Source organism: Methylophilus sp. DMC18 (genome assembly GCF_056314005.1).
The window spans coordinates 481884-505637 of record NZ_JBQUZE010000001.1 but is presented as its reverse complement, the minus strand read 5'-3'; the positions used below and the strand labels follow the sequence as shown (position 1 = coordinate 505637).

Genomic DNA, 23754 nt, shown 5'->3' with positions numbered 1-23754 from the left:
TTATCTTGCCTTACCCACTTTGCCCGCACGCAATGCTGCAGTCACGTCTTCTTTACTGCCATCTGCAACCACTTGGCCAGAGTCAATGACGATCAACCGATCCGCCAGCTCCAGCATCGCGTTGCGGTGACTAATCACGACCAGCGTTTTTCCGGCAATGGCTTCGCCAATTCTGCGCTTAACGCTTTCTTCGCCTGAGTGATCCATGGCACTGGTCGGCTCATCGAGCAACACAATTTGCGGATGAGTCACAAACGCACGTGCAATCCCCACCCCCTGGCGCTGACCACCAGACAGCGTATCGCCACGCTCGCCGATTTCAAGATCAAAGCCTTTGGGGTGCGCATTGACAAACTCGGCAATCCCCCCCACCTGAGCCGCTTGCAAGACCGATTGATCATCGGCATGCGGGTCTCGCAACGTAATGTTGTCACGCAACGATCCAAAAAACAGGTGATTATCCTGCTGCACATAGCCAATGCTGCGACGTAACTCGGCCGGATCGATTTGACGCGCGTCGATGCCATCAATCAGAATCGCGCCCTCGGTTGGCTGGTACAAGCCCAGAATCAGCTTGTTGATTGTCGTCTTGCCAGAGCCCATCCGTCCGATCAGCCCAACATGCTCACCCGCTTGAATCCTGAAAGACACCCGCTGCAAGGCAAACTCATCCGAACCAGGATATTTAAAGGAGACATTTTTAAACTCGATTTCGCCCTTGAAAGCAGGTCGCGAGAGGAAATTCATGCCTTTACTACGCTCAACCGGCTTGCCCATAATGTCATCCAGCGATTTCAGCGAAGTCGCCGCAGTGTGGTACTGGGTAAACAGATTGGCAATTTGTGAAATCGGCGCCAGGGCACGGCTGGTCAACTGCGAGCAAGCAATCAAACCGCCCATGGTCAAATCACCATTCGAGATCAGGTAAACGCCCAGAATAATGATGGCGACACTAATGATCTGCTGTAAAGCGTAAGTGCCGTTGGTAATCGATGACGAGAGCAGTTTGATCTTGCTGCCAACTTCTGACAGAAACAGCGCACTCTTCTCCCACTTGCCTTGCATTTGCCCTTCCACGCCCATGGATTTCACCGTCTCCAGCCCCACCAGACTTTCAATCAGTGTGGCATTGCGCTGTGCGCTGGCACGGTACATGGTTTCAGACAGGTCATGCAGTTTGGTTTGCACGCTCAACGAGTAGATCAGCACAATGGCACCGCCAATCACAGCAGGTAGCACCATCAACGGACTGATCCAGGCAATCACCACCAGAAAAATAATCCCGAACGGCAGGTCGATCAACGTCACCACGGTGGCTGAAGTAATAAAGTCGCGCACACTTTCAAACGAACGCAGATTGGAAGCAAACGAGCCAACGGAATTCGGTCTGGCTTCATACCGCGTGCCCAGGACCTTTTCCATGATCTGTGCACTGAGTTTCACATCAATACGCGCGCTGGCCCAATCCAGAAAATAGGTACGCATTGAACGTAACAGCAAATCCCCCAGCACTATCAGCGCCACACCTAAGCCGAGCACCCACAAGGTCTCAACTGCCTTGTTGGGTACCACGCGGTCATAGACGTTCATGGTGAACAACGGCATGGCCAGCGCAAATAGATTAATCAGCAATGCGGCAATCATCACATCGCGGTAAATCGCGCGGTTTTCGGCAAGCGTGCCCCAGAACCAGTGCCGGACTTTGATACGGCCCACCTCAGGCGTACGTGCATCAAAAATGAAGTTTTGCCGGGTAATCAAGGCATAGCCGGTATATTGCGCAGCCAAATCCGCCAGACTGATGGTGACCGGCTCAGAAGACAGCTCAGGGAAAATAACCTGGGCAAAATGCTGCGACTGATCTACCTGAATCAACTGGCAGGCCCGGTCGTTGTTCAACAGCAACGTGACATCCACCTGCGGTTGCAGCAATGTTGGAATGGCCGCTTGCTTGACCGTCACATCCAGTTGCAAACGCTCCGCAGAACGTTTGAATAATTCGGGACTTAATTTGCCATTCTGCAACGGCAAGCCTGAAATCAGGGCGTCGCGTGTAGTGGCCAACCGGTTATGGCGGCAAATATAAAGGAGGCACTCCAGCAGAGCGTCTTTCTCGGTTTTATTGAAGTATGGCGTCGTTTCCATGGCAGATGACTTATTATTATCCTTGTCCGAGTGATATCAGCGACTGATTAGCAAGATTGATTGTATGGTGTTTTAATTGATATCAAAACGGGGAGTATATGGCATAACCCCGTTGAATTACAAAAATTGACCGTATCAGAGCTCGCCAAACGAGAGGCTTTCCTGTACGTAGGGGCCGGTCACCGCCTCTATTCCCACCGCATTCAAGCTATCCAGCTCCTGCTGATCCTGCACCCCCTCGGCAATCGGCACGATGCCCATGGTGCGCACCATCATGCAGAGGCCGCGCATCAGTGATTGCTGTTGTGGCCGCAAATGAATATCGCGGATTAGAGATGCGTCAAACTTGATATAGTCCAGTCCCAGTTCGTGTAAGTCACCTAACTGCGCCAAGCGGGTGGCGACATGTTCCATCCCGACCATGCAACCCAGCGACTTGACCAGATGCACAAACTCCCTGAACTTAATAAAGTCACTAAACGCCGCTTCTTCTGCTACCTCAAAACTCAACCTGGCAGGTTGATTCACGGACAGGATCAAGGCCTGCAGCTTGTCACGGTAATCATCACTACGCATTGCCGCTGCCGAGACATTCACACTTAAATTGGCGTTGCTCTTGGCCAGCATATCGACGGCATACTCCAACGCAAGACCATCCAGCGTTTTGATCATATCGAGCTGGCTGGCCCAATCAATAAAGGCCCCCGCTGCCAGCCATTGATCGCCTTCATCAATATGCAAGCGCAAGGGGCATTCGTAGTGGAACAATTGTTGATGCCGCTGCATCACCGGATAGCAGGCGAGCTTGATTTGCTTTTGCTCAATTGCCTGCAGGAACTGCTGCTTCCACTGGTTCAGATAATTTTTTCTTGAGGTGACGATGCTATTGGCATTCATGACGCGCATCGGCAAGGCGGCCTGATCCTCAGCCAGGTCAAGAATAAATTGCATGACGCGGTAGATATCGGCAAAGTCGTCGCCTTTTTTGGTTTTGGTATGCGTCACGACAAACTGGAATTGCAGCATCTGCTGCGCGGCATTGAGTTTTTCCAGCACCAGTTTGAGCTCGGTCGCCACGGCGAAATCATCGACAGGCTGGCGACTGAAAATCCCGAAAACGCCCCCTGCCAGTCGGCCGCAAACCACATCAGGATAATGTGCCATCTGCTGCAACAGCGCATCGCCGATTTTTTTGATCAGCTGGTTGGTCACACTGTAGCCCATTTGCCGGTCGATGTCGGACAGGTTACGCATTTGTACCAGAATCAGCATACCCTCGACAAAACTGTCATTCTTGAGTGCCACCGATGCCGTGTTGGTGAAATGTGACTGGTTCATGAGACCGGTCACTTCGTCATAGTTGATTTGCTGGTTAAAAGTATTCAAGCGCTCGGACTCTGCCGTCACCATAGACTTGACGCGCTCGGACAAGGTGTTCATGGTGCGCACCAGCTTCTTGAACTCTTCCGTCTCCGGCTCGGCAATCGTAATGTATTTACGCTCACCCAAGGCTTCTGCCTGCCCAATGACTTCATCCAGTGGCCGCAAGATTTTCTTGAGCCATACGCCAGAAATCGCATAGCTCAACAAGGCAACCAGCAGTGTCCACAGCAAGGCATGACGAGACGTTTCCCACAGCTGGTCATAAGCCAGCGACGGCTCGCTTTCCATGATCAGGGTGCCATATTGCTGCCAACCGGACTGAATATTGGCAACGCCGGGTTGGATCTCAATTGACAATAAAGACTGGAACCAGCTTGGGGCCTCTGAATGGGGCGCACGATTCACGCGTTCTATCATGGTCTTGTTGTCAGGCGACACAATCGCAATGCGGCGATAGTGCCCCATGTCAAACTGGGCGCTGACGATCAGCTCAACCGTGACATTGTCTTTTTGAATATTGGAAAGTGTAATGGCCAGCCCGTTGGCATTATCGTTATTTTTTTTCTGTAGCTGCTCCGCCATATAACGGTGGTCATTATAGACCCCCAGAAACAGACATCCGGCGGCCACCATCAAAATGATGGCCGAAATTGCAATGCGTATTTGTTTGATTAATGACATCAGAAAGCCCTCTTACTTTCCTGGGGGGAGATTGGCAGCTGCCCGGTCCTTGTGCAGACTCTATGTGCAAGCCTAGCATCCTCACCCCATAATAACCATAGCTCTAACCATTTTTCCATCATTCCAATCCGTCCTGTCGCATCCGCGTCAACACATCTCGCCATTTTGAGATGTTGGTTGGCGAGCCCGCACGTACCGTCGGGTTATTCGCCACAAACAAACCCTTGTCGTTAAAACTGAAGACAGGCGCCAGGTCGCCCCGGCGCGAAGCCGGTAGCAATTCAAAATTGAGGTTATCCAGAATCAGTGGGTCGCTGTTAGGCGTGGCATAGTAAGCCAGCACCATGTGCGGGCGGATTGAGCCGCTAGGCATGCGTGCCCGAACATACGTGAGACGTAATTTATCCTGTGAAATACCCAGTTTCTTGAGCAAAATATATTTGACAATACTGAAGTCCTCGCAGTCCCCCGCCCCCTTGCCCAAGGTTTCGAGCGGGCTGGCCCAGTAATCCTCCATGCCCCACAGCGTATAGTCGTCCACAAACAGCACGTGCTGATTGGTAAAATCATTGACCATGCCGACCTTGGTCATTTCGCCGGAGCCGGCAATCTGCGCAAACAGCTCATTCAGACGCATGACATTCTGATAAGCCTCTTCGCCGTAACGCTGGCGGACTTTCTCCAGCATCGCCAGCACATAATCATCCGCCTGGATCTGCGACCATAGCAGGCTGATTGCCAGGCATAGGCCTGTCAATACTCTGGCAAAGGTGGATGGCGTCAATTTCATGTCAGTTAAGGTTTTACAGGCAACGATTATGTCACGATGAAAAGAGACACAATTTAACAAACAAAATGGTTTTCATCGACAACTTCTGCGCGGTCTCATACACCCAATCACTCAAACATGACAGAGACAACAAAGACAAGTATGGACGGATTGGGTAAAATGCTGGTTTTTCGCATCTATTAAATTGTTTAACCATGACGTCACTCACCACGCTCAACGCACTCTCGCCGCTAGATGGCCGCTATCAATCAAAACTTGACCCTTTGCGGCCTTATTTCAGCGAGTATGCCCTGATCAAATATCGCGCGATGGTAGAGGTCGCCTGGTTAAAAGCGCTAAGTGCCGCCCCTGAACTGGCTGAAATCGCGCCATTCAGCCCGACGACCATAGACGAACTGGATGCTGCGATTGCCGCATTCAGCGAAGCGGATGCCATGCAGGTCAAAGCCATCGAAGTACGTACCAATCACGATGTGAAAGCGCTGGAATACTGGCTCAAAGAGAAGTTTGACGGCAATCCTGAAATCAAGAAAGCCAGTGAATTTATCCATTTTGCCTGTACCTCAGAAGACATCAACAACCTGTCTCACGCCCTGATGCTGAAATCTGCGCGTGAAGCCGTCATGCAGCCTAACCTGCAGGCAGTCATTGCCCGCCTGACTGAGTTGGCGCAAGCGCTGGCTGAGCAACCGATGTTGTCCCGTACGCATGGTCAAACGGCCAGCCCTACCACCATGGGCAAAGAGCTGGCGAACGTGGTTTATCGCCTGCAACGCCAGTTGAAACAACTGCAAGCGAACGAAATTTTGGGCAAGATCAACGGTGCCGTGGGTAACTTCAATGCACATTTGTCTGCCTACCCTGATTTTGACTGGGAAAGCTTTGCCAAACGCTTTGTCGAGTCTCTGGGCCTGACGTACAACCCGCTGACCATCCAGATCGAGCCGCATGATTACATGGCTGAGATTTACGACACGCTGGCACGGATCAATACCATCCTGATTGACTTGAACCGCGACATCTGGGGCTATATCTCGGTCGGCTATTTCAAGCAAAAAGTTAAAGCGGGCGAAATTGGCTCCTCGACCATGCCACACAAGGTCAACCCGATTGATTTTGAAAACTCTGAAGGCAACCTGGGCCTTGCTAACGCGATTTTGCGTCACCTGGCCGAGAAACTGCCTATCTCACGCTGGCAGCGTGACCTGACCGACTCTACCGTGTTGCGTAATATGGGCGTGGCCTTTGGTTACACGCTACTGGGGTATGACTCTTGCCTGCGCGGCCTGAATAAGCTGGAAATCAATCCGCAGCGCCTGCTGGAAGACCTGGACAATAGCTGGGAAGTACTGGCCGAGCCGATTCAAACCGTAATGCGCCGTTATGGCATTGAAAATCCTTATGAGCAACTCAAAGAGCTGACACGCGGTAAAGGCGGCATTAACAAACAATCGCTGCATGCTTTTATCGAGACACTACCTATCCCGGCCGAAGCCAAGCAGGCGTTGCTGGCAATGACCCCTGCAACTTATACCGGCAAGGCCAGTCAACTGGTTAAACATATTTAAATCGCCGTTGATTTGACCAGGGAACTCTTAGCGTACTTCATTCAACCATTTTCATTCAGGACATCTGCCCCGCAGCCGCTCTGGCGACCTGGGCAGGTTTCCTTGCTTCACCGTTTCATACAGCTCTGCTTCATTACCCCTCTGTGCCTGCTGAAAAACCGCTTGCGCGGCTTGATCAAATACGTTTTTTTTCTTCTCCCGCTGTTATCGGCTTTGCCAGCGATTGCCGAAGAACCCTTATGGTTTGAGGTGCAAACCGACAATCGCTACCGCACGCGTTTTTTTATCAGCGGCAATCCGTTACCGGCGCAGCAGTCCAAGCTGCGTGAGTTGCTGCAAAAACACTTGAGCATTCATGAGGCGATGTCCAACCCGCGCATGAATGCGAGCGAGTGGCAGCGGCTGATCCAGAAAACCCCACAGGAAATCAGCGACTTGCTCGCCACTGAAGGCTACTTTAAGACCCAAACCACCCTACGCCGACCAGACGCGACACAAGCCGAATTCCACCTCATGTTGCCGCCACCAGCCACCGTCAAGCAGGTCAACGTCAGCATCTCTGGGGAAGTGCAACAGCCTGTCTACCAGGCTACACTCGAGGCCGCGCAAAAAAGCTGGCCCTTACCGGTGAACAGCATTTTTACACAAGCAGCTTGGACCAGCGCCAAGCGCGATATCCTTGCCGCTTTGTTAAGGGATCAATTTCCCAACGCAAAACTGACGCGCTCGCAAGCCCTGGTCGATCCGGCAACCCAGGCTGTCATGATCGAAGTCGCGGTAGACTCTGGCCCGGCAGTCAAGGTGGGGCACGTGCTCATCCAGGGCTTGCAACATTACCCGGAATCCCTGATCAGACCGCTGATTACACTCAAAACCGGGGCGCCCTACCGCCAGGAGGATCTGCTCACTTTACAGAACAGTTTTATGAGCACGGGCAAATTTAGAGCGGTCGACGTCATTGCCAAAACCGATCAACTCAACCCGGACCGGTCTGCCGACATCACGGTGACGGTCACCGAACTCGAGCAATATTCCATGCGTATCGGCACCGGCGCCAGTACCAATACCGGGGCCAGAGTAGTATTCAATTACACCAACCGCAACCTGTTTGACCGCGGACTATTGTGGGACAGTAGCGTAAGGCTTGAACAACGCTTACAGGCTGTGACCTCCAACATTACCTTTCTGACGGATGAGCAGGGCTATCGCGACAGCATTCAAAACAACCTGATCCGTACCGCCGTAGAAGGCCAGGTCACCACCGCCATCCAAAATGGGGTGCGCCGCTATTGGGGGCAGCCGACAAGCATAGAACAATTTGTCGGCGCCAACCTGTTGTATGAGTTTTTGACCGTAGACGGCGAAAATTCTCAGTTTAATAAAGCAGCAACCGTCGCCTATGGCTTTAATATGCGCAGACTCAACAATGCGCTGGCACCCACTAAAGGCTGGATTTTCAATACACAATTCCAGCTGGCCCCATTAGACAAACTGTCAGATGGTCGTTTTTTGCAATCGCAGGCCAGGTTACAGGCGTTTTACCCGTTGACGGAGTCTACCCAGTGGCTGGGCCGCATTGAAGTGGGCAGTATTACTGGCTCTGGCAGGGTGCCAGCGACTTATTTGTTCCGCGCCGGTGGCGACCAGTCGGTGCGCGGCTATGCTTTCCAGTCTTTAGGCGTGAAAGAGGCAGACGCCATTGTAGGCGGCCGCGTGCTGCTCACGGGCAGCAGTGAAATCGTACAATGGCTCACCACCTCTTGGGGCGCCGCCGTGTTTGTCGATTTCGGCAATGCGGCCAACAGCTGGAAAGACTACGAACCAGCACTGGGCTATGGCCTCGGGGCCCGCTGGCGTAGCCCGATTGGCCCGGTCGGGGTGGATATTGCCCGTGGTCAGGAGACCGGCGAATACCGCCTGCATTTTAATCTGGGAGTGAATTTCTAATGTCACGCCTGCGCTACCTGTCGTCACTATTCAAACAATTTATAGCGCTGCTGCTTTGCCTGTCGCTCATCATCACGCCGCAAATCGTGTGGGCCGCCAATATTCTGGTGCTCACCAGCCTGACCTCGTTTGAAACCGATTTGGGGAATGCGACACTGAGCGTGACAGGCATAGACTCGCATATGCAACTGACGGTCACGCCCCAGGGCAAACTCACCGTCTCACAGTTTTCTGCCAAGCAGGTCACATTGCGTTACAAACCGGCAAATGCACTAGCACCGACAACCTCGCAGCCCCAGCCGCCCCTGCCTGCCCATATTCACATCCCCTTGCCGTTCTATCTGCATCTGGGACAGATTGAACAATTGACCATTATTCAAGGCCAGAGCATCACGCAGGTTTCGCATCTCCAGTTTGATCTGGATGCAGACAATACCGCCCTGCAATTTAATATCAGCCAGGCACACAGCCCCTGGGGCAACCTCAGCAGCCACTTTAAGATGCAGAATGCAGCGCCATTCAATTTAAGCGGCTGGCTGGACCTGCAGCAACCGCAAGGTGACCTGCCCTATCATTTGCGCATGACGCTGGCTGGTAATTTGACGCGACTGGAAATGACGGCTAATCATCATTACCAACCGGAGGCACGGCCATTCGCGCTGATTCCGGTTGAAATGTCCGGCCCAGAGCCATCGACCAAAGATGCTATTAATAAAAATCCTATCAATAAGCACCAGAAAATACTGGATACAGTGCAGTTGCAGGCCTCCATCGGCCTGGACGACCAGCGCCAAAGCCATCTCGCGTTTCACTTGCAACAGTTTCAAGCCAAACACCTGCATCCCCAGCTAGGCGGAGCCATGGATTTGAATATCGTTGCCGATGGCAGCCTAACCGAACAAGGGCTGGTCAACATCACCGTGGATGCAGGCAATAGCCGTTTGCAACAACAGCCGCTCATCCTCAAAGGGCAAGCGCAATTGCGTGGCAGTGTATTAAGCCTGCTGGACCTAAAAGCGCAGCTGGACCAGAATACATTCAGCATCCAAACCCAGCCACTCAGCCAGGCCAATCCATGGTCAACGCAACAAACTCGCTTGATCTGGCAAGCCAATCTGGCCTCGCTGGCACAGTTGATGCCGGGCTTTAGCGGCAAGCTGCAAGGCCAAGGCGACATTACCCAAGGCGAGGGCAGTTTTTCGACCTCGTATCATCTGTCTGGCGCGAAATTGCAGCTGCCAAAAGGTTTATCCCTGGCGGGTCTGCAAGTCGACGGGCACTTTTCCAATCAATCACAGGCCACGCTGGACAACCAGATTCAGTTACAAGGCCTGTCGCAGCAAGATGCGCGTGGCATGGACAGCCCACCTATTGATGCCGAACTCAGACTGAAGGGCAACCTGGACCAACACCAACTCACCCTCACTGTCACTGACAGCGATGCGCAACGACAAAGAAACTTGCTGCTGGCGCTCAATGGCCATTGGCAGGACAGCGGCTTGCAAGACCCGGGCTGGCAAGCCTCCCTCACCCAATTGCAAGATCAGGCGGGTAAAGTGTTTCAGCTTGAAAAACCGGCAGCCCTGGCCTGGCAGCCTGAGCAGGGCTTTCAGCTCAGAGACTTTATTCTAAAGGCCAAATCCGGCGGGCAATTGCAGATAACAGCACTCCACTATCGCCCGCCCCAGGCGGCCAATGCGCGCACGCAGGCGCCAGGACAAGCCGTTGCATTGCATACACAAGGCGCGCTAGACCACTTTCCAGTGCAAGCGCTGCTTGGCTGGCTTGGCCAGGGCTCTGCGGAGGCACTGCCCGCCGACGCACTGCGGTTATCAGGTCAATGGTCACTGGCCATGGACCAGCACCTGAACGGATCCTTGCATCTGGAGCGGTCTGACGGTGATTGGCAGATATTCGATACCACCGCCAACGCCTGGCAAGCGCTAGGCATACAAATATTGCAGGCAGACTGGCAAGCCAACAACGACGGCATGCAGCTACAAGCCACGCTGCAATCCAACGGTGACGCGCAACGGGCGATTGACCTGCAATTTTCTGCGGCGACAGAAGTCACCCCCACCGCCGAGGGGCTGGTGATCAAGAAAACCGCGCCGTTGCAGGCCATGCTCAAAGCACATCTGCCGCAATTAAACTGGCTCAATAAACTGCTGCCAGACACACAAGTGGGCGGGCAACTCAATATTCAAGCGGCAGCTCATGGCACCATTGCACAACCTAGCCTGCAAGGCAGCATGCAGGGCAGCGCATTATCGTTACAAGTGCCGTCTCAAGGCCTGTGGCTGGAGCAAGGCACGCTCAATGCCACGCTTGCCACAGACCAGATACGCCTCCAGCAATTGCACTTTGCCGGCAAAAGTGGTGAACTGAATGGCAGTGGCGTGTTTCAGTTTAATCAGGAAGACTGGCAGCTCAATGCCGCCTTGCAGCTAGACAAGCTACAGGCGCTGTCACGGGTAGACCGCTGGGTGCAATTAAGTGGCCAGACCAAGCTCAGTATGAATAGCCAGCAAACGACGATCAGTGGTAATCTCAAAATTCATAAAGGCTTGTTTGAACTGCCCAAGGCGGACAAACCCACGCTGGATGAGGATGTCGTGATTGAATCCCCGCAAGCTCGAACGGAGACAGCCTCCAAACTATTGCTTCAATCATTTGCGCTGGATTTTGGCGATAAACCTACCGTGCTTCCGTTTAAGGAATCAGAACAGTTCATGCTCAGGGGGCAGGGCCTGAATGCCGCCTTGAGTGGCAAGCTGCAACTCAACGGCCTGCTGGATGCACTCAGCGCCACCGGCACACTGGACCTTACCGGCACCTATCTCGCCTACGGCCAATCGCTGAATATTGAAACCGGACGGCTGATTTTTAGTGGCAAACTGCCCAATATCGGTCTCGATGTGCTGGCGACCCGGCAAGTGGACACTACCAAGGTTGGGATTCAGATTAATGGCAGCCTGCAAACGCCGCGCCTGAAACTGGTCTCCACACCGGAAACCAGCAATGAAAACAAAGTCGCGCTACTGGTGCTGGGCCAACCCATGTCACAAGTCGGCAGCAGCGACCTCGCCCTGCTGTCTGTCGCGGCGGGCGCCCTGCTGTCGCAAGGCGACTCGGTCTCGTTACAAACCCGGTTGGCGCAAGCCGTGGGGCTGGACAGCATCGATGTCCGCGGCAGTGGCCCGACCAATTATGCCGTCAGCGTCGGCAAACGCATTAACCGCAATCTGGTGGTCGGCTATGAAAAAAGCATTGTCGGCCTGTTAAATGTTGGTAAACTGACCTACCAACTCACCAAGCGCATTTCCATTGAAACCAGGACAGGTTCAGAGAATGCACTGGATGTGTTTTATGGTTTTAGTTTTGACTAGACGACTGACTGACGCATGCATACAGATAAACCCAACCCGAGATTAGCGGTGCTGATTGATGCGGACAACACGTTTAACGTCATCCCCATCATTGATGCGCTGTTTGAAGAAATTTCCAAGTTTGGTGATGCCAGCATCCGCCGCATTTATGGTGACTGGACGCAACACCAACTAAGCCGCTGGAAAGAAGTGCTGCCCAAGCATGCCATCCAGCCCATGCAGCAATATGCCAACACCAAGGGTAAAAACGCCACAGACAGCGCCCTTATTATTGATGCAATGGATTTACTGTATACCGCACCGCTGGATGGCGTCTGCATCGTGTCGAGTGACAGTGACTTTACCAGGCTGGCGATCCGCTTCCGTGAGTCAGGCAAATCGGTATATGGCTTTGGTGAGGCCAAAACGCCCGAATCATTGCGTGCCGCCTGTAACCGCTTTGTGTTTATCGAGATTCTTTCCCAAGACAAAAAAGCCGATACCGATGAATCAGCCGCGGTCATGGACAAGAGCACTGCGGACAAACCAGATACGCTGAGCAAGCAAGCAACGGCAATCGCTGAACCGTTGTTGCTAAGCCCCACCGTCAAAAAAACCTCACAACAACTGGCCATGGATGCCAAGCTGGTGTCCCTGACGCGATCCGCCATAGAAGCGCTTTCGGAAGATGACGGCTTTGCCAACCTCAGTGAGGTCAAAAAACATATGATTAAAAACTATTCTGCGTTTGACTCCAGAAACTATGGATATGCTAAATTTAGCGAGTTGATTCAATCCATCGGGCTGTTTGAGCTGGATCACAAAAAGCAGCACGTTAAAGACAAACGAAAAAAATGACAGAAATTCTGATTCTTTATTACTCTCAAGGCGGTGCCGTGCGCGAGCTGGCACAACAGATTGCACGCGGTGTAGAGAGTGTGCCCGGTGCTCAGGCACGTCTGCGCACAGTGCCCAAAATCTCGGCCAACTGTGAGGCCACCGAGCCCGAGATCCCAAGCAGTGGTGCACCCTATGCCACACTGCAAGATCTCGAAGAATGTGCCGGACTGGCACTAGGCAGCCCAACACGGTTTGGCAATATGGCTGCCCCAATGAAATATTTTCTCGATGGCACCTCCGGGCTCTGGCTCAAAGGCGCGCTGATTGGCAAACCGGCGGCCGTGTTCACCTCCAGTGGCTCCATGCACGGCGGCAATGAAATGACTTTGATGACCATGATGATCCCGCTGCTGCACCATGGCATGCTATTGATGGGCTTGCCATATTCCGAGCCGCAATTGGGGACAACTAAAACCGGTGGCACCCCGTATGGTGCCAGTCATATCGGCGGCGCGATGGATGATCAGCCCTTGTCTGACGATGAGAAGAAATTATGTCTGGCCTTGGGCAAACGTCTGGCCCACACCGCGCTCAAATTGCAATAATCGTTTTTTTTAGGGAATTTTAAGTATGTCTGATGCACCCATCCCGAAATCATTGGCTCGTGAAGCCCGTCAATTCTTGTTTTCAACCCGTCATGCCATTTTGTCGACGCATTCGATGAAGTATCCCGGCTTTCCCTTTGGCTCGGTGGCACCGTTTGTCTGCAACCAGCAGGCAGAGCCCGTGGTTCTGATCAGCACGATTGCCGAACATACAAAAAATATTCTCGAAAACGCCAAAGTCTCTTTACTGGTGTTTTCCGGGGCTGAAGACTTGCAAGCCAACGCGCGCCTGACATTGATGGGTGAAGCCATGCCTTGCGACAAGCAGGATGCCGATTTGCGCGCCCGCTACCTGCGCTATTTGCCACAGGCAGCCAGCTACTTTGATATGCATGACTTTCATTTTTACCGCATTCAGGTGGAGCATGTGCGCTACATTGCCGGCTTTGGCCGCATGGGCTGGTTTGAAGGCTCGGCGCTCAACGAAGGGCTGGGCGAGAGCATGCTCGCCGCGCAAGAAGCGGGCATCGTCGCCCATATGAACGAGGACCACAAGGATAGCCTGCTGCAGTATTGCAAGCATGTTCATGACATCACCGCCGACCATGCAGAAATGATAGGCCTGGATGCTGAAGGGTTTGATGTGCAATATCATCAGGGTGAAGAAACACAAGGGTTATTGCGGTTTGCCTTTGAGCAGCCGGTATTGAACGCCATGGATGCGCGCAAAGCCTTGGTAGCCTTGTCTCAAGCGTGCAAAGCATGATCGCGCGCTGGTTGATGGTCAGTCGCTGGGTCGCCAGCGTCAGCTTGATTGCGCTGATTGTATTGTGTCTGGGGTGGGAGATTTTATGGGCGCCCTTGCGGGCGGGTGGCAGCTTGCTGTTTTTAAAAGTCTTGCCGCTGTTGGGCCCGTTATTCGGCATTTTGCGTGGCAAGCGTTATACCTACCAATGGTCAGGCATGCTGATTCTGTTTTACTTTACCGAGGGCGTGGTGCGGACATGGTCAGAAACGGGGCTCAGCCATTGGCTGGCGCTGGCAGAGGTCATCTTCAGCGCATTGTTTTTTGCCAGCGTCGTCACCTATGCCAAATTTAGCGGTAGCCGCTATCAGGCCGCCTGACCAACATTGCCTCACCGCCTGGATTGGCCATTTTTGCTGTAAATTCTTTGTTGAATCCACGCTGACAAGCTCGGTAAACCTTATATAATATCGGGCATGAAAATCCTGTTATCTAATGACGATGGCTATCTTGCGCCCGGCCTCAATGTCCTGGCCGCGCATTTAAGCAAAATAGCCGAAATCACCGTGGTCGCGCCCGAGCGTAACCGCAGTGGTGCCAGCAACTCACTTACCCTGGACAGACCTTTAAGTGTCAAACAAGCCGCCAATGGCTTTTTTTATGTCAATGGCACCCCCACCGACTGCGTGCATATTGCCCTGACTGGCCTCATGCAGGAAATGCCGGACATGGTGATCAGTGGTATCAATGATGGCGCCAATATGGGCGACGATACCATTTACTCTGGCACCGTAGCTGCAGCGACTGAGGGGTATTTGCTGGGCATTCCTTCTTTTGCCATTTCGATGTCACAACATCAGGCACTGCACTTTGAAACGGCGGCCAAGATCGTGGTGGACCTGGTCCAGCAATACAACCACAGCGAGTTTACCGAGCCAACCTTGTTAAACATCAATGTGCCAGATGTACCATTTGAAGAAATCAAAGGTAAAAAAATCACGCGACTGGGCAAACGTCACAAGGCCGAACCCGTCATTCAACTGCAAACCCCCAGAGGCGAAACCGTTTACTGGGTAGGTGCCGCGGGCCAGCCGAATGACGGCGGTGAAGGGACTGACTTTCACGCCGTGGCCGAAGGCTATGTCTCCATTTCACCCATACAGGTAGATTTAACCAAACACTCTCAAATTGCCACCCTGCAGCAATGGCTGCAAAGCAAGCAATAAGTCATCAAGAATTCAGTGACATGGCGATTCCAAGAACATCACACAAAACCGGTATCGGAATGACCTCTTCGCGGACACGCGAGCGCATGTTGACGCGCCTGCGTGAGCAAGGCATCCAGGATGAAGTGGTCATAGCGGCCATGGCAGAGATTCCTCGCCATATCTTCGTCGATGAAGCGCTGTCTATCCGCGCCTATGAAGACGTTTCATTGCCGATTGGTTACGGTCAGACCATTTCGCAGCCATATATCGTGGCCAAAATGACGCAAATTCTGCGCAATGGCAAACCATTGAACAAAGTGCTTGAGATTGGCACGGGCTGCGGCTACCAGACCGCCGTGTTGTCGCGCGTGAGCACCGAAGTCTACTCACTGGAACGCATCCGGCCGCTGGTGATGAAAGCCAGAAACCATCTGCGCACCTTGAAATGTACCAATGTCAAACTGGACCACGCCGATGGCAGCCTGGGCCTCAAGGATTATGGCCCGTTTGATGCCATTATGGTCACCGCGGCGGCCAGCCATGTGCCGCCTGAGCTGGTCGAACAATTAGCCGTCGGTGGTCGCATGGTCATCCCGGTCGGCACTACCGACCAGGTACTGCATTTAATTGAACGCACCGCCCAGGGAATTCAGCAAACCGCGCTGGAATCCGTGAAGTTTGTCCCATTGCTAGGAGGCACTGCTTTATCATGAATCTACGCACCTTGCTGACCGCGTGCGGAACCACCTGTACACTTGCTGCCTGTGCCCTCAACTCTCCCATGCCGCGCGCACCGGTGGTCACCAGCGTGTCACCTGCGCCAGAGAGCAAACCGGCTGCGCCGGTCAGCGTGGGGGCAAATCAGTACCTGGTACAAAAAGGCGATACGCTCTACAGTATCGGCCGCAAATTTGGCATCCCGTTCATAAAGCTGGCCGAGTTCAACCAGCTGCAAGCGCCGTATGAGATTCATGTCGGCCAGGTCCTCAACCTGACCGCAAAAAGCGGCACCAGCGCAACAAACAATAAAGCCACCGATCCTGCAGGCGCGGATGATGCTGAAGTAGTCACCTCGGCGATCAGCAGACCAGACATGAATGCGACCCCAGAGGCTGCAAGCACGGCCAATACCGCACCAGCGCTGCAGGCCACCACAGAGGGCGAAAAGTCTGCAGCCCCCTTAGACCTCGAAGCCATCACCGACGGCGACATTCAATGGCAGTGGCCGCTGGCAGGCAAAGTGAGTGCCGGGTTTGACGTACAAACCAATAAAGGCTTGAACATCACGGGGAGCGCTGGTCAGGCGGTCAATGCCGCAGGCGCGGGGAAAGTGATTTATAGCGGCATGGATGTGCGTGGCTATGGCAAGCTGATTATCGTCAAACACAACAGCAACCTGCTCTCTGTCTATGCGCACCAGGGCAACTCGCTGGTCAAAGAGGGCGTGTTTGTGACCCAAGGTGAAAAACTCGCCACCCTGCCCGCCCCGGCCAATAACAAACTGCCTGTGCTGCATTTTGAAATCCGGCAAAAAGGCAAACCGGTAGACCCGGCGACGTATTTACCGAGTACGCCGGCCACCGCCAGCAGCCATTAAGCCGTGCCCGGTCGACGTGCGTCGTCCGCTGGCAGGTTAAACCATGCAGGTGCACTCAGCAAAGGAGCTGGTATGGACCCCAACCGTTACAGCAAAAACCGCGATATCCGGCCAGACAGCGGATGGAAAATCCTGCAGGCAGTGCTAACGCTAGGACTGGTGCTTTGCGGCCTGGTCGGGATCGCAGTCCATCTATTCAGCAGTGAGTCGCGCCCGACTGACTGGTTGCAATGGCTGATGGCCAGTCCGATGAATATGGTGCTAGCGGTCGTCACCCTGCTGGCCCTGTTTGTGTTTCACCGCTATATCAGCCATCTCAGTAACCAGCAGCGCCGCTCAGCCAGTGACTTTCCTGTTTATGTCATGATGCTGTTAGGCGCTTATTTTATCTACCAACTGCTAACCACAGGTCATTGGTAGACGCCTGCTAGCGCCCCAGTCTAACCAGATCAAAATCCAACCAGATTAAGGCCCAACCAGATCAAGCCGTTTTACGCAGGCTGCCGGCCTGCACATGGCAACGGTTCATACCACTAAAAATGGCCTTGATCGAAGCAGTGACGATATTGGTATCCATCCCCACACCGTAACACACCTTGCCCTGACACGCGACCTCGACAAACGCGCAGGCCATCGCCTCACCAGCAGACGGGCTGGCCCCTAGCGAACGCTCTTCAAAACTGCGCACCTGTACCTCAATGCCCATATGTTGCAGGGCATGAATCGCCGCATCCACCGGCCCGTTGCCCTGCCCACTGGCGATGGCGGGCACGCCATTGACTGCCATATGCATGCGGATCGCCTGGCCCTGGGCATGACTTTCCAGCTGATAGTCCTGCATATGCATAGGCATCACCGCAGACACATAGTGAGCATTAAACAGCTGCCACAGGGTCTCAGGCCCCACCTCGCTGCCGTGTTGGTCGGTATATTGCTGCACCACGGCAGAAAATTCGACCTGCATGCGTCTGGGCATCACCACCCCATAATGACTCTCAAGCAGATAAGCCACGCCACCTTTGCCTGACTGGCTATTCACCCGAATAATCGAATCATAATTGCGACCCACATCCTTGGGGTCTATCGGCAGGTAAGGCATATTCCAGGGCGCATCGGCGGGCTGCGACTGTCTTGCCGCGAATCCCTTTTTAATCGCATCCTGATGCGATCCAGAAAACGCAGTAAACACCAGATCGCCCGCATAAGGGTGGCGCGGGTGAATCTCAATCTGCGTACACTCCTCCACCGTCCGGCCAATCGCATCAATCTCAGAAAAATCCAGGCCAGGATGCACACCTTGCGAATACATATTCAGCGCCACCGTCACCAGATCCACGTTGCCCGTGCGTTCCCCATGCCCAAACAGGCAGCCTTCCACGCGATCCGCTCCGGCCATGATGCCCAGTTCGGTGGCCGCCACCGCCGTGCCGCGGTCATTGTGTGGATGCAGGCTCAGAATCACGCTGTCGCGATGCGCCAGATGTCTATGCATCCACTCAATCTGGTCGGCATACACATTCGGCGTGGCCACTTCCACCGTCGCAGGCAGGTTGATAATGATCTTGCGGTCAGGCGTTGCCTCCCAGGCCTCGGTGACTGCGTCGCACACCTCTTTGGAAAATTCAAGCTCGGTCGCCGTGAACGTCTCAGGGCTATATTGCATCACGACTTCGGTCTCAGGCATCTCGGCGGCCAGTGCTTTTACCAGACGCACCGCGTCCACGGCCATCGCCTTGACCTCTGCCTTCGTCATATTAAACACCACATCCCTGAACGTTGGCGAAATCGCGTTATACACATGCACAATCACCCGACGCGCGCCACGGACGGACTCCATCGTACGGCGGATCAGAGGCTCGCGTGCCTGCGTCAGTACCTCAATCGTCACATCCTCGGGAATCTGCTTTTCTTCAATCAAGCTACGCACAAAGTTGAAATCGGTTTGCGAAGCCGAAGGAAAAGCCACCTCAATCTCTTTAAAGCCCATCTGGCACAGCATCTTGAACATCCGGCGCTTTTTATCCGCATCCATCGGCTCAAACAGCGACTGATTACCATCGCGCAGATCAGTACTCATCCAAATCGGCGGTTGCGTGATCACTGCATTCGGCCATTGGCGGTCCGGCAGATGAACGGGAGGAAAAGCCTGATATTTATGTGCGGATTGTGTCTGCATGTTGTGCTCCAAAAGATGTTTTTGACACAACACATGATAAAGATTTTGCAAAAAATTAAATTGCTAATTCAATCAATAAAGGCACTAATTAAAAATAATATTTCAATATAAAATAATTTTTTGTAATATTATTTCAATATTTAAAATTAAATAGAAATATCCATGAAACTAGACCGTTTTGACAAAGCCATTTTAAACATCCTGCAAACCGAAGGCCATATCAGCAACCAGGATCTCGCCGACCGTATCGGCCTCTCCCCTGCCCCCTGTCTACGCCGGGTCAAAGCGCTCGAGCACGCTGGGCTAATCCTCGGCTATCAAGCGCTGGTAGACGCTAAAAAGCTAGGCCTGAGCCTGATGGCGCTCATCGGCATTTCGATGGATCAACACACCCCAGAACGCTTCGCCAATTTTGAAAGCAGCATTACACAAATCCCCGAAGTGCTGGAATGTCTGCTAATCACCGGCCAGCAGTCTGACTACTTGCTGAAAGTGGTGGTAAAAGACATGGACGACTACCAACACCTGCTACTGCATAAAATCACCAAGATTGCAGGCGTCACCGGGGTGCATACGAGTTTTGTCTTGAGAAATGTGGTGGCTCGGGCGAAAGTGCCAGTGGAGTGAGTCATAAAAAGGAGAGCTATACCAGTTAAATATGAATTAAGTACTTAAGTCATCGGACCCCAAAGCGGTCACCCGCTCGCCCAATGAGACTCTACAAAGCTCATGTTACTCTGCCTTTGATAGCTAACGTTTGAGATAAGGGGCTGGCGAGGATGATGGCACAGCCGAACTTATAAAAACTGTTTTTATAGATGCTTGTTTTCGCCAGCCCCGCTTGATGATGGGTTAGGTATTTATGGGCCAACGCATTCATTGTTCTCATTGAATATATGGGTAACTTGATTATCATCCCAAACAACAATCCAATTTATAGGCAAAACTAAAGCATCTAATATGTAAGGCTTAGTTTTGAGTAATTCAAAAGCATAAATAGCTTCAAGTTCACTTGCATCAAGGGGTTGTGAATTATTTATTTTATTTGCTGGACCGATGTACCATCCTGAATCATTTTCAGATGGATTTTGACGATGAGCATAAAGTTTATCTTCTGAGAGACATCCTTTTTTCAAAATAACTTTCTCATCGAACCTAAACCCATAAGGGTGGCAATCTAAACCTGTAACGAAATCTATTTGAGAGGCTAATGCCCAGAGAGATGTACTAATATCGGGTTTGAAGTCTTTAAATGGATTGCCAAAGTAGTCAGGTTCACAAAGTATTAATTCACCATCAATTTTTATGAATTTTAAAAGTGTCCATCCAAGTTGAATAGTCACTCCATCTTCAATACCAGGTGGTTGGTTTTTAAAGTTTGTAACAATATCAGCTGCCCATTCACCCTGCTCTGTAAGTGACTCATCACAATGAAGTGAGAACAAAGGTCTTTTTATTTTTATCATCGTTAATCTTTGATACCTAACGAATGAAAGGGACTTCCCCGTCCCGAGGTTGCGGCGGAAGCCGCAAGCAGTTAAAACTGCAATGATTTAGTTTCCACACTTCATCACGCCATTGATAGGGGAAGTCCATGAATATTGTCACACTCGGTATTGATTTAGCCAAGAATATATTCGCTTTGCACGGCGTTGACAACCAAGGTCATGCGGTTTTAATTAAGCCACGCGTGGCACGAGATCAACTGCTCTCCATTGTCGCCAACTTACCGCCTTGCCTCATTGGTGTGGAGGCTTGTACAGGCGCACACCACTGGGCAAGAGTGTTTAGTCAGCATGGACATATCGTGCGGCTCATGGCGCCCAAGTTTGTTGCGCCTTATCGCATGTCTGGCAAGCGCGGTAAAAACGATGCTGCAGATGCCGCCGCCATTTGTGAGGCCGTTACCAGACCCAATATGCGCTTTGTGCCAGTCAAAGATACTCATCAGCAAGCACTATTGTCCATCCATAGAACCCGTCAGGGATTTGTGGAGGAGCGTACCGCCTGTTACAACCGTTTACGAGGCCTGATTGCCGAGTTTGGTGTTGTGCTGCCGCAGAAGTTAGAGCGATTGCGCCGGGAGATTGATTTGCATCTTGATACCTTGCCTGACCTGGCTAGATGCTGTGTGCTGGATTTGCTGACACATGCGGATGCGTTAGATGAACGGATTACCGCCTATGACGCCTTGATTCAGCGTGCCGCAAAACAGGATGATCGCAGCCTGCGTTTGATGCAGATTCCAGGTATTGGGTACATCACCGCCAGTGCTTTGGTAGCGAGTCTGGGCAATGGGCATGACTTTGAGAGTGGCCGACAGTTAGCTGCTTGGGTGGGGTTGGTGCCGGGCCAATACAGCAGTGGAGGCAAACCCCGGCTAGGCCGGATTACCAAAGCGGGGGATGCCTATCTGCGCAGCTTGCTGGTGATGGGCGCACGGGCGGTGATGGTGAGTGTGGGGGATAAACAGGACAGGTTCAGCTGTTGGGTGCGCAGCCTGGTGGAACGTAGAGGTTACTGGAAAGCGGCGATTGCCATTGCAGCCAAAAACCTGAGACTGGTTTGGGCTGCGCTTAAATATGGGGATGACTTTAAACTCTATTCAAAGGCTGTTTAAGGCAAAACAGAATGACGTTTAAAAACAGATTGAATAACGATTGAACATTGAATCACAGCTGAACTGCCAGCGTTGATGTGTAGCGGGTTGGACCCGCGCCGGGTGTGCCTGTTTAATTCTAGGGGAGCGTATATTCCCGACTAACGAATGAGGCCCCGGCGCGCGTCTTTCATCAGGGTCCGGGCCAATCATGCCCAATATGACCGGTTGTAGTACCGCAGTCCTTCACCTTCTCGCTTAACACTGGCTACAGCAAAAGGATATTTATGCGCTGAAAAATCAAATACACAAAAATATTGCAGATAACTATTGCTTAAAATGTGGAAGCCCTTGTAGTTTGAAGTAAGGGGCGCCGTTAGGAGTCCCGCTTGAATGATGGGTTAGGTGTTTGTTTAACATGGCGAGACCTTATAAATAACCCTAAGCCAGTAAAAATTAAAATAAGAAAAGGACTTAAACAGCTAACAAAAATGTAAGTGCTACTGGCTTCTTGGGCAATAGCTGCTGCCATGTATGGGTCATTAATTTCGAATAGCCCAGAAAGTGTTAGCAGCCCTAACATCGGTAAGACAATAAACAACAGCGTGGGGTTAAAACGAGCTGACAAATACGATGCAGTGACTCCAACAATCATGGTTATTGAAATTGATAACAGTGAAGGCATTTTATCCATGACCTCGGCATTGCAGATTGCCGGGAATAGCAAGAATACGAGTAATGCAGCTCTCATGACACCTAACAGTAATTATAGAGACCCATGGGTCTCTATATTAAGAATTGGATATTTGATATACATGGCTGGAATCCATTGCTCTTTACTTGGTTTTACTGTTTATGCGTCTCCTTATTAAATTACTAATATAGAGACAGAGCGTTACTGTTTTTGTGATTGTAGTCGATAGGGGCAAACTTTCAACCTGTGATGCGACATACAAGCAGTGATAAAAATTAATCGTCGCAGAAAAGCAAAAAGCCATGCTTAGCATGGCTTTTTAATCACCGGCAAACGCACCAATTATTGCTTGGCGTCTTCGGCTTTGTAATATTCCCGCACCGGTGTCATATCAAAGTCTCTTGCCCATTTGATAATTTCATCCAGCGCTGGTGCACCAATCTCGCCGACTTGTGCGTGTATGCCTGCGCGTTCACGTATGACGAGTAAGCCTGGAATCTGCTTGACCTCAAAATAATCAGAAATTTCAGGGTCGGTTTCGGTATTGACCATGCCAAACACGATGTCAGGATTTTTTGCTGCCGCGGCCTCAAAGGTGGGTGTAAAGGCCACACAGGGATCACACCATGGCGCCCAGAAATCGACAATCACGAATGGATGATTCTCGATGGTTTCTTTAAAATTTGCTTTGGTCAGCGTAACGACTGCCATATGATCTCCAATCCGTTCAATTATATTTTTATCGCCAGCATTTTAGCAGAGGATGGCAGGCACGCTAACCGCTTTTGCTGCAAACGCGCAAAGTTTAAACAATGCTTTGGTCCCATTGACCATTAAAAAACAGCTCATTGAGCGGTTTACGGCTACGCGCCGCGGTTTCACGCTCTTTGGTTTCACCCGTGAGGCTCTCAACTGCAGCCTGGTAGCCGACGGTAACCATGGCCAGAATCTGGTAGCGCTCAGGCACGTTGAAGGTCGCTCTGGCTTTGTCGGCATCAAAACCGCCCATCTGGTGCGCCATCAGGCCAAGTGCGGTAGCTTGCAGGCACAGGTTTTCAGTAGCAGCGCCGGTATCGTATGGTGCCCATTTGTTGGGTTTGTCGTTATGACTAAACAGGGTATCGGCACAAATCAGTAACAACACCGGTGCGTTCACAGCCCAGCTCTGGTTGCCAGGCACCAGGCAGTCAAATGCTGTTTGCCAGGCTTGCAGGTTATCCGCCTTGTTGCAAATCACGTAGCGCCAAGGCTGATCGCCAAAGCAGGAAGGCGCCCAGCGGGCTGCTTCTAGCAGGCTGATGACTTGCTCTTGACTCACGCCTTGGCTGGCATCATAGGCGCGGCCACTCCAACGGTTGGCAATCAGTTCGTGTATGGGCTGCTGGGTAATGGCTGGCTTTTGCATGGT

At 52.1% G+C, this 23754-nt stretch carries 21 protein-coding genes; 13 read left to right on the top strand and 8 right to left on the bottom strand.

The window, feature by feature from the left end; genetic code table 11:
* The 3 genes from ACT53G_RS02280 to ACT53G_RS02270 all read right to left on the bottom strand — a co-directional run bounded on the left by ACT53G_RS02280 (position 1) and on the right by ACT53G_RS02270 (position 4999).
* Positions 1-2145 carry a type I secretion system permease/ATPase gene (locus ACT53G_RS02280; RefSeq protein WP_476168585.1) on the bottom strand — a complete coding sequence of 715 codons (2145 nt, stop codon included), beginning with the start codon at positions 2143-2145 and terminating at the stop codon, positions 1-3.
* Between the two features lie 135 nt (positions 2146-2280).
* A complete protein-coding gene (locus ACT53G_RS02275; protein WP_194746989.1) occupies positions 2281-4209 on the bottom strand; it encodes a bifunctional diguanylate cyclase/phosphodiesterase in 1929 nt (642 codons plus the stop codon).
* Positions 4210-4327: 118 nt separating this feature from the next.
* A complete protein-coding gene (locus tag ACT53G_RS02270; protein ID WP_194746990.1) occupies positions 4328-4999 on the bottom strand; it encodes a transglutaminase-like cysteine peptidase in 672 nt (223 codons plus the stop codon).
* Between the two features lie 194 nt (positions 5000-5193).
* On the opposite strand from ACT53G_RS02270, the gene purB reads away from it, so the two are divergent.
* From purB to ACT53G_RS02215, 11 genes are all read left to right on the top strand, one after another.
* A complete protein-coding gene (gene purB / locus ACT53G_RS02265; protein ID WP_275356807.1) occupies positions 5194-6567 on the top strand; it encodes an adenylosuccinate lyase in 1374 nt (457 codons plus the stop codon).
* Between the two features lie 102 nt (positions 6568-6669).
* Complete coding sequence (locus tag ACT53G_RS02260; RefSeq protein ID WP_476168584.1) at positions 6670-8514, top strand: autotransporter assembly complex protein TamA; 1845 nt, start codon at positions 6670-6672, stop codon at positions 8512-8514.
* A complete protein-coding gene (locus tag ACT53G_RS02255; protein ID WP_476168583.1) occupies positions 8514-11903 on the top strand; it encodes a translocation/assembly module TamB domain-containing protein in 3390 nt (1129 codons plus the stop codon). The genes ACT53G_RS02260 and ACT53G_RS02255 overlap by 1 nt, the downstream gene beginning before the upstream one ends.
* A 15-nt stretch (positions 11904-11918) precedes the next feature.
* Positions 11919-12740 carry an NYN domain-containing protein gene (locus tag ACT53G_RS02250; protein ID WP_275356811.1) on the top strand — a complete coding sequence of 274 codons (822 nt, stop codon included), beginning with the start codon at positions 11919-11921 and terminating at the stop codon, positions 12738-12740.
* The gene (gene wrbA / locus ACT53G_RS02245; RefSeq protein WP_476168582.1) at positions 12737-13327 is read left to right on the top strand and encodes an NAD(P)H:quinone oxidoreductase; all 591 of its coding nucleotides are present in this window, start codon (positions 12737-12739) and stop codon (positions 13325-13327) included. The genes ACT53G_RS02250 and wrbA overlap by 4 nt, the downstream gene beginning before the upstream one ends.
* A gap of 25 nt (positions 13328-13352) precedes the next feature.
* Positions 13353-14093: a HugZ family pyridoxamine 5'-phosphate oxidase gene (locus ACT53G_RS02240; RefSeq protein WP_228518645.1), complete on the top strand. Its 741-nt coding sequence runs from the start codon at positions 13353-13355 to the stop codon at positions 14091-14093.
* Positions 14090-14452: a DUF2069 domain-containing protein gene (locus ACT53G_RS02235; protein ID WP_194746995.1), complete on the top strand. Its 363-nt coding sequence runs from the start codon at positions 14090-14092 to the stop codon at positions 14450-14452. The genes ACT53G_RS02240 and ACT53G_RS02235 overlap by 4 nt, the downstream gene beginning before the upstream one ends.
* A gap of 96 nt (positions 14453-14548) precedes the next feature.
* Positions 14549-15298 (top strand): 5'/3'-nucleotidase SurE, encoded by a 750-nt coding sequence (surE, locus tag ACT53G_RS02230; RefSeq protein WP_476168581.1) that lies wholly within the window; start codon positions 14549-14551, stop codon positions 15296-15298.
* 20 nt (positions 15299-15318) lie between these two features.
* Positions 15319-15993: a protein-L-isoaspartate(D-aspartate) O-methyltransferase gene (locus ACT53G_RS02225; RefSeq protein ID WP_313984214.1), complete on the top strand. Its 675-nt coding sequence runs from the start codon at positions 15319-15321 to the stop codon at positions 15991-15993.
* Positions 15990-16877 carry a peptidoglycan DD-metalloendopeptidase family protein gene (locus tag ACT53G_RS02220; protein WP_476168580.1) on the top strand — a complete coding sequence of 296 codons (888 nt, stop codon included), beginning with the start codon at positions 15990-15992 and terminating at the stop codon, positions 16875-16877. The genes ACT53G_RS02225 and ACT53G_RS02220 overlap by 4 nt, the downstream gene beginning before the upstream one ends.
* A 72-nt stretch (positions 16878-16949) precedes the next feature.
* Positions 16950-17297 (top strand): hypothetical protein, encoded by a 348-nt coding sequence (locus tag ACT53G_RS02215; protein ID WP_379077909.1) that lies wholly within the window; start codon positions 16950-16952, stop codon positions 17295-17297.
* Positions 17298-17358: 61 nt separating this feature from the next.
* Here ACT53G_RS02215 and leuA read toward each other — a convergent pair whose 3' ends face one another.
* Positions 17359-19053 (bottom strand): 2-isopropylmalate synthase, encoded by a 1695-nt coding sequence (leuA, locus tag ACT53G_RS02210; protein WP_476168579.1) that lies wholly within the window; start codon positions 19051-19053, stop codon positions 17359-17361.
* 162 nt (positions 19054-19215) lie between these two features.
* On the opposite strand from leuA, the gene ACT53G_RS02205 reads away from it, so the two are divergent.
* Entirely contained in the window at positions 19216-19680 is a 465-nt protein-coding gene (locus ACT53G_RS02205; protein ID WP_275356819.1) for an Lrp/AsnC family transcriptional regulator, read from the top strand.
* 233 nt (positions 19681-19913) lie between these two features.
* Here ACT53G_RS02205 and ACT53G_RS02200 read toward each other — a convergent pair whose 3' ends face one another.
* Positions 19914-20519, bottom strand: coding sequence for an immunity protein Imm33 domain-containing protein (locus ACT53G_RS02200; RefSeq protein ID WP_476168578.1), 606 nt, complete (start codon positions 20517-20519; stop codon positions 19914-19916).
* Between the two features lie 128 nt (positions 20520-20647).
* Here ACT53G_RS02200 and ACT53G_RS02195 point away from each other — a divergent pair, with 128 nt between their 5' ends.
* Positions 20648-21673 (top strand): IS110 family RNA-guided transposase, encoded by a 1026-nt coding sequence (locus ACT53G_RS02195; RefSeq protein WP_476168577.1) that lies wholly within the window; start codon positions 20648-20650, stop codon positions 21671-21673.
* A gap of 355 nt (positions 21674-22028) precedes the next feature.
* Here the strand turns inward: ACT53G_RS02195 and ACT53G_RS02190 are convergent, their stop codons facing one another.
* The 3 genes from ACT53G_RS02190 to ACT53G_RS02180 all read right to left on the bottom strand — a co-directional run bounded on the left by ACT53G_RS02190 (position 22029) and on the right by ACT53G_RS02180 (position 23751).
* Complete coding sequence (locus ACT53G_RS02190) at positions 22029-22403, bottom strand: hypothetical protein (RefSeq protein ID WP_476168576.1); 375 nt, start codon at positions 22401-22403, stop codon at positions 22029-22031.
* A gap of 285 nt (positions 22404-22688) precedes the next feature.
* Positions 22689-23057, bottom strand: a complete 369-nt coding sequence (locus ACT53G_RS02185) for a thioredoxin family protein (protein WP_476168575.1) — start codon at positions 23055-23057, stop codon at positions 22689-22691.
* Positions 23058-23151: 94 nt separating this feature from the next.
* Entirely contained in the window at positions 23152-23751 is a 600-nt protein-coding gene (locus ACT53G_RS02180; protein ID WP_476168574.1) for a nitroreductase family protein, read from the bottom strand.
* Between the last annotated feature and the right edge of the window lie 3 nt (positions 23752-23754).

Bases quoted from the DNA above. Each gene is read 5' to 3' on its own strand.
- ACT53G_RS02280 (WP_476168585.1), bottom strand. From the start codon at position 2,145: ATGGAAACGACGCCATACTTCAATAAAACCGAGAAAGACGCTCTGCTG.
- ACT53G_RS02275 (WP_194746989.1), bottom strand. From the start codon at position 4,209: ATGTCATTAATCAAACAAATACGCATTGCAATTTCGGCCATCATTTTG.
- ACT53G_RS02270 (WP_194746990.1), bottom strand. From the start codon at position 4,999: ATGAAATTGACGCCATCCACCTTTGCCAGAGTATTGACAGGCCTATGC.
- purB (WP_275356807.1), top strand. From the start codon at position 5,194: ATGACGTCACTCACCACGCTCAACGCACTCTCGCCGCTAGATGGCCGC.
- ACT53G_RS02255 (WP_476168583.1), top strand. From the start codon at position 8,514: ATGTCACGCCTGCGCTACCTGTCGTCACTATTCAAACAATTTATAGCG.
- ACT53G_RS02250 (WP_275356811.1), top strand. From the start codon at position 11,919: ATGCATACAGATAAACCCAACCCGAGATTAGCGGTGCTGATTGATGCG.
- wrbA (WP_476168582.1), top strand. From the start codon at position 12,737: ATGACAGAAATTCTGATTCTTTATTACTCTCAAGGCGGTGCCGTGCGC.
- ACT53G_RS02240 (WP_228518645.1), top strand. From the start codon at position 13,353: ATGTCTGATGCACCCATCCCGAAATCATTGGCTCGTGAAGCCCGTCAA.
- ACT53G_RS02235 (WP_194746995.1), top strand. From the start codon at position 14,090: ATGATCGCGCGCTGGTTGATGGTCAGTCGCTGGGTCGCCAGCGTCAGC.
- surE (WP_476168581.1), top strand. From the start codon at position 14,549: ATGAAAATCCTGTTATCTAATGACGATGGCTATCTTGCGCCCGGCCTC.
- ACT53G_RS02225 (WP_313984214.1), top strand. From the start codon at position 15,319: ATGGCGATTCCAAGAACATCACACAAAACCGGTATCGGAATGACCTCT.
- ACT53G_RS02220 (WP_476168580.1), top strand. From the start codon at position 15,990: ATGAATCTACGCACCTTGCTGACCGCGTGCGGAACCACCTGTACACTT.
- ACT53G_RS02215 (WP_379077909.1), top strand. From the start codon at position 16,950: ATGGACCCCAACCGTTACAGCAAAAACCGCGATATCCGGCCAGACAGC.
- leuA (WP_476168579.1), bottom strand. From the start codon at position 19,053: ATGCAGACACAATCCGCACATAAATATCAGGCTTTTCCTCCCGTTCAT.
- ACT53G_RS02205 (WP_275356819.1), top strand. From the start codon at position 19,216: ATGAAACTAGACCGTTTTGACAAAGCCATTTTAAACATCCTGCAAACC.
- ACT53G_RS02200 (WP_476168578.1), bottom strand. From the start codon at position 20,519: ATGATAAAAATAAAAAGACCTTTGTTCTCACTTCATTGTGATGAGTCA.
- ACT53G_RS02195 (WP_476168577.1), top strand. From the start codon at position 20,648: ATGAATATTGTCACACTCGGTATTGATTTAGCCAAGAATATATTCGCT.
- ACT53G_RS02190 (WP_476168576.1), bottom strand. From the start codon at position 22,403: ATGAGAGCTGCATTACTCGTATTCTTGCTATTCCCGGCAATCTGCAAT.
- ACT53G_RS02185 (WP_476168575.1), bottom strand. From the start codon at position 23,057: ATGGCAGTCGTTACGCTGACCAAAGCAAATTTTAAAGAAACCATCGAG.
- ACT53G_RS02180 (WP_476168574.1), bottom strand. From the start codon at position 23,751: ATGCAAAAGCCAGCCATTACCCAGCAGCCCATACACGAACTGATTGCC.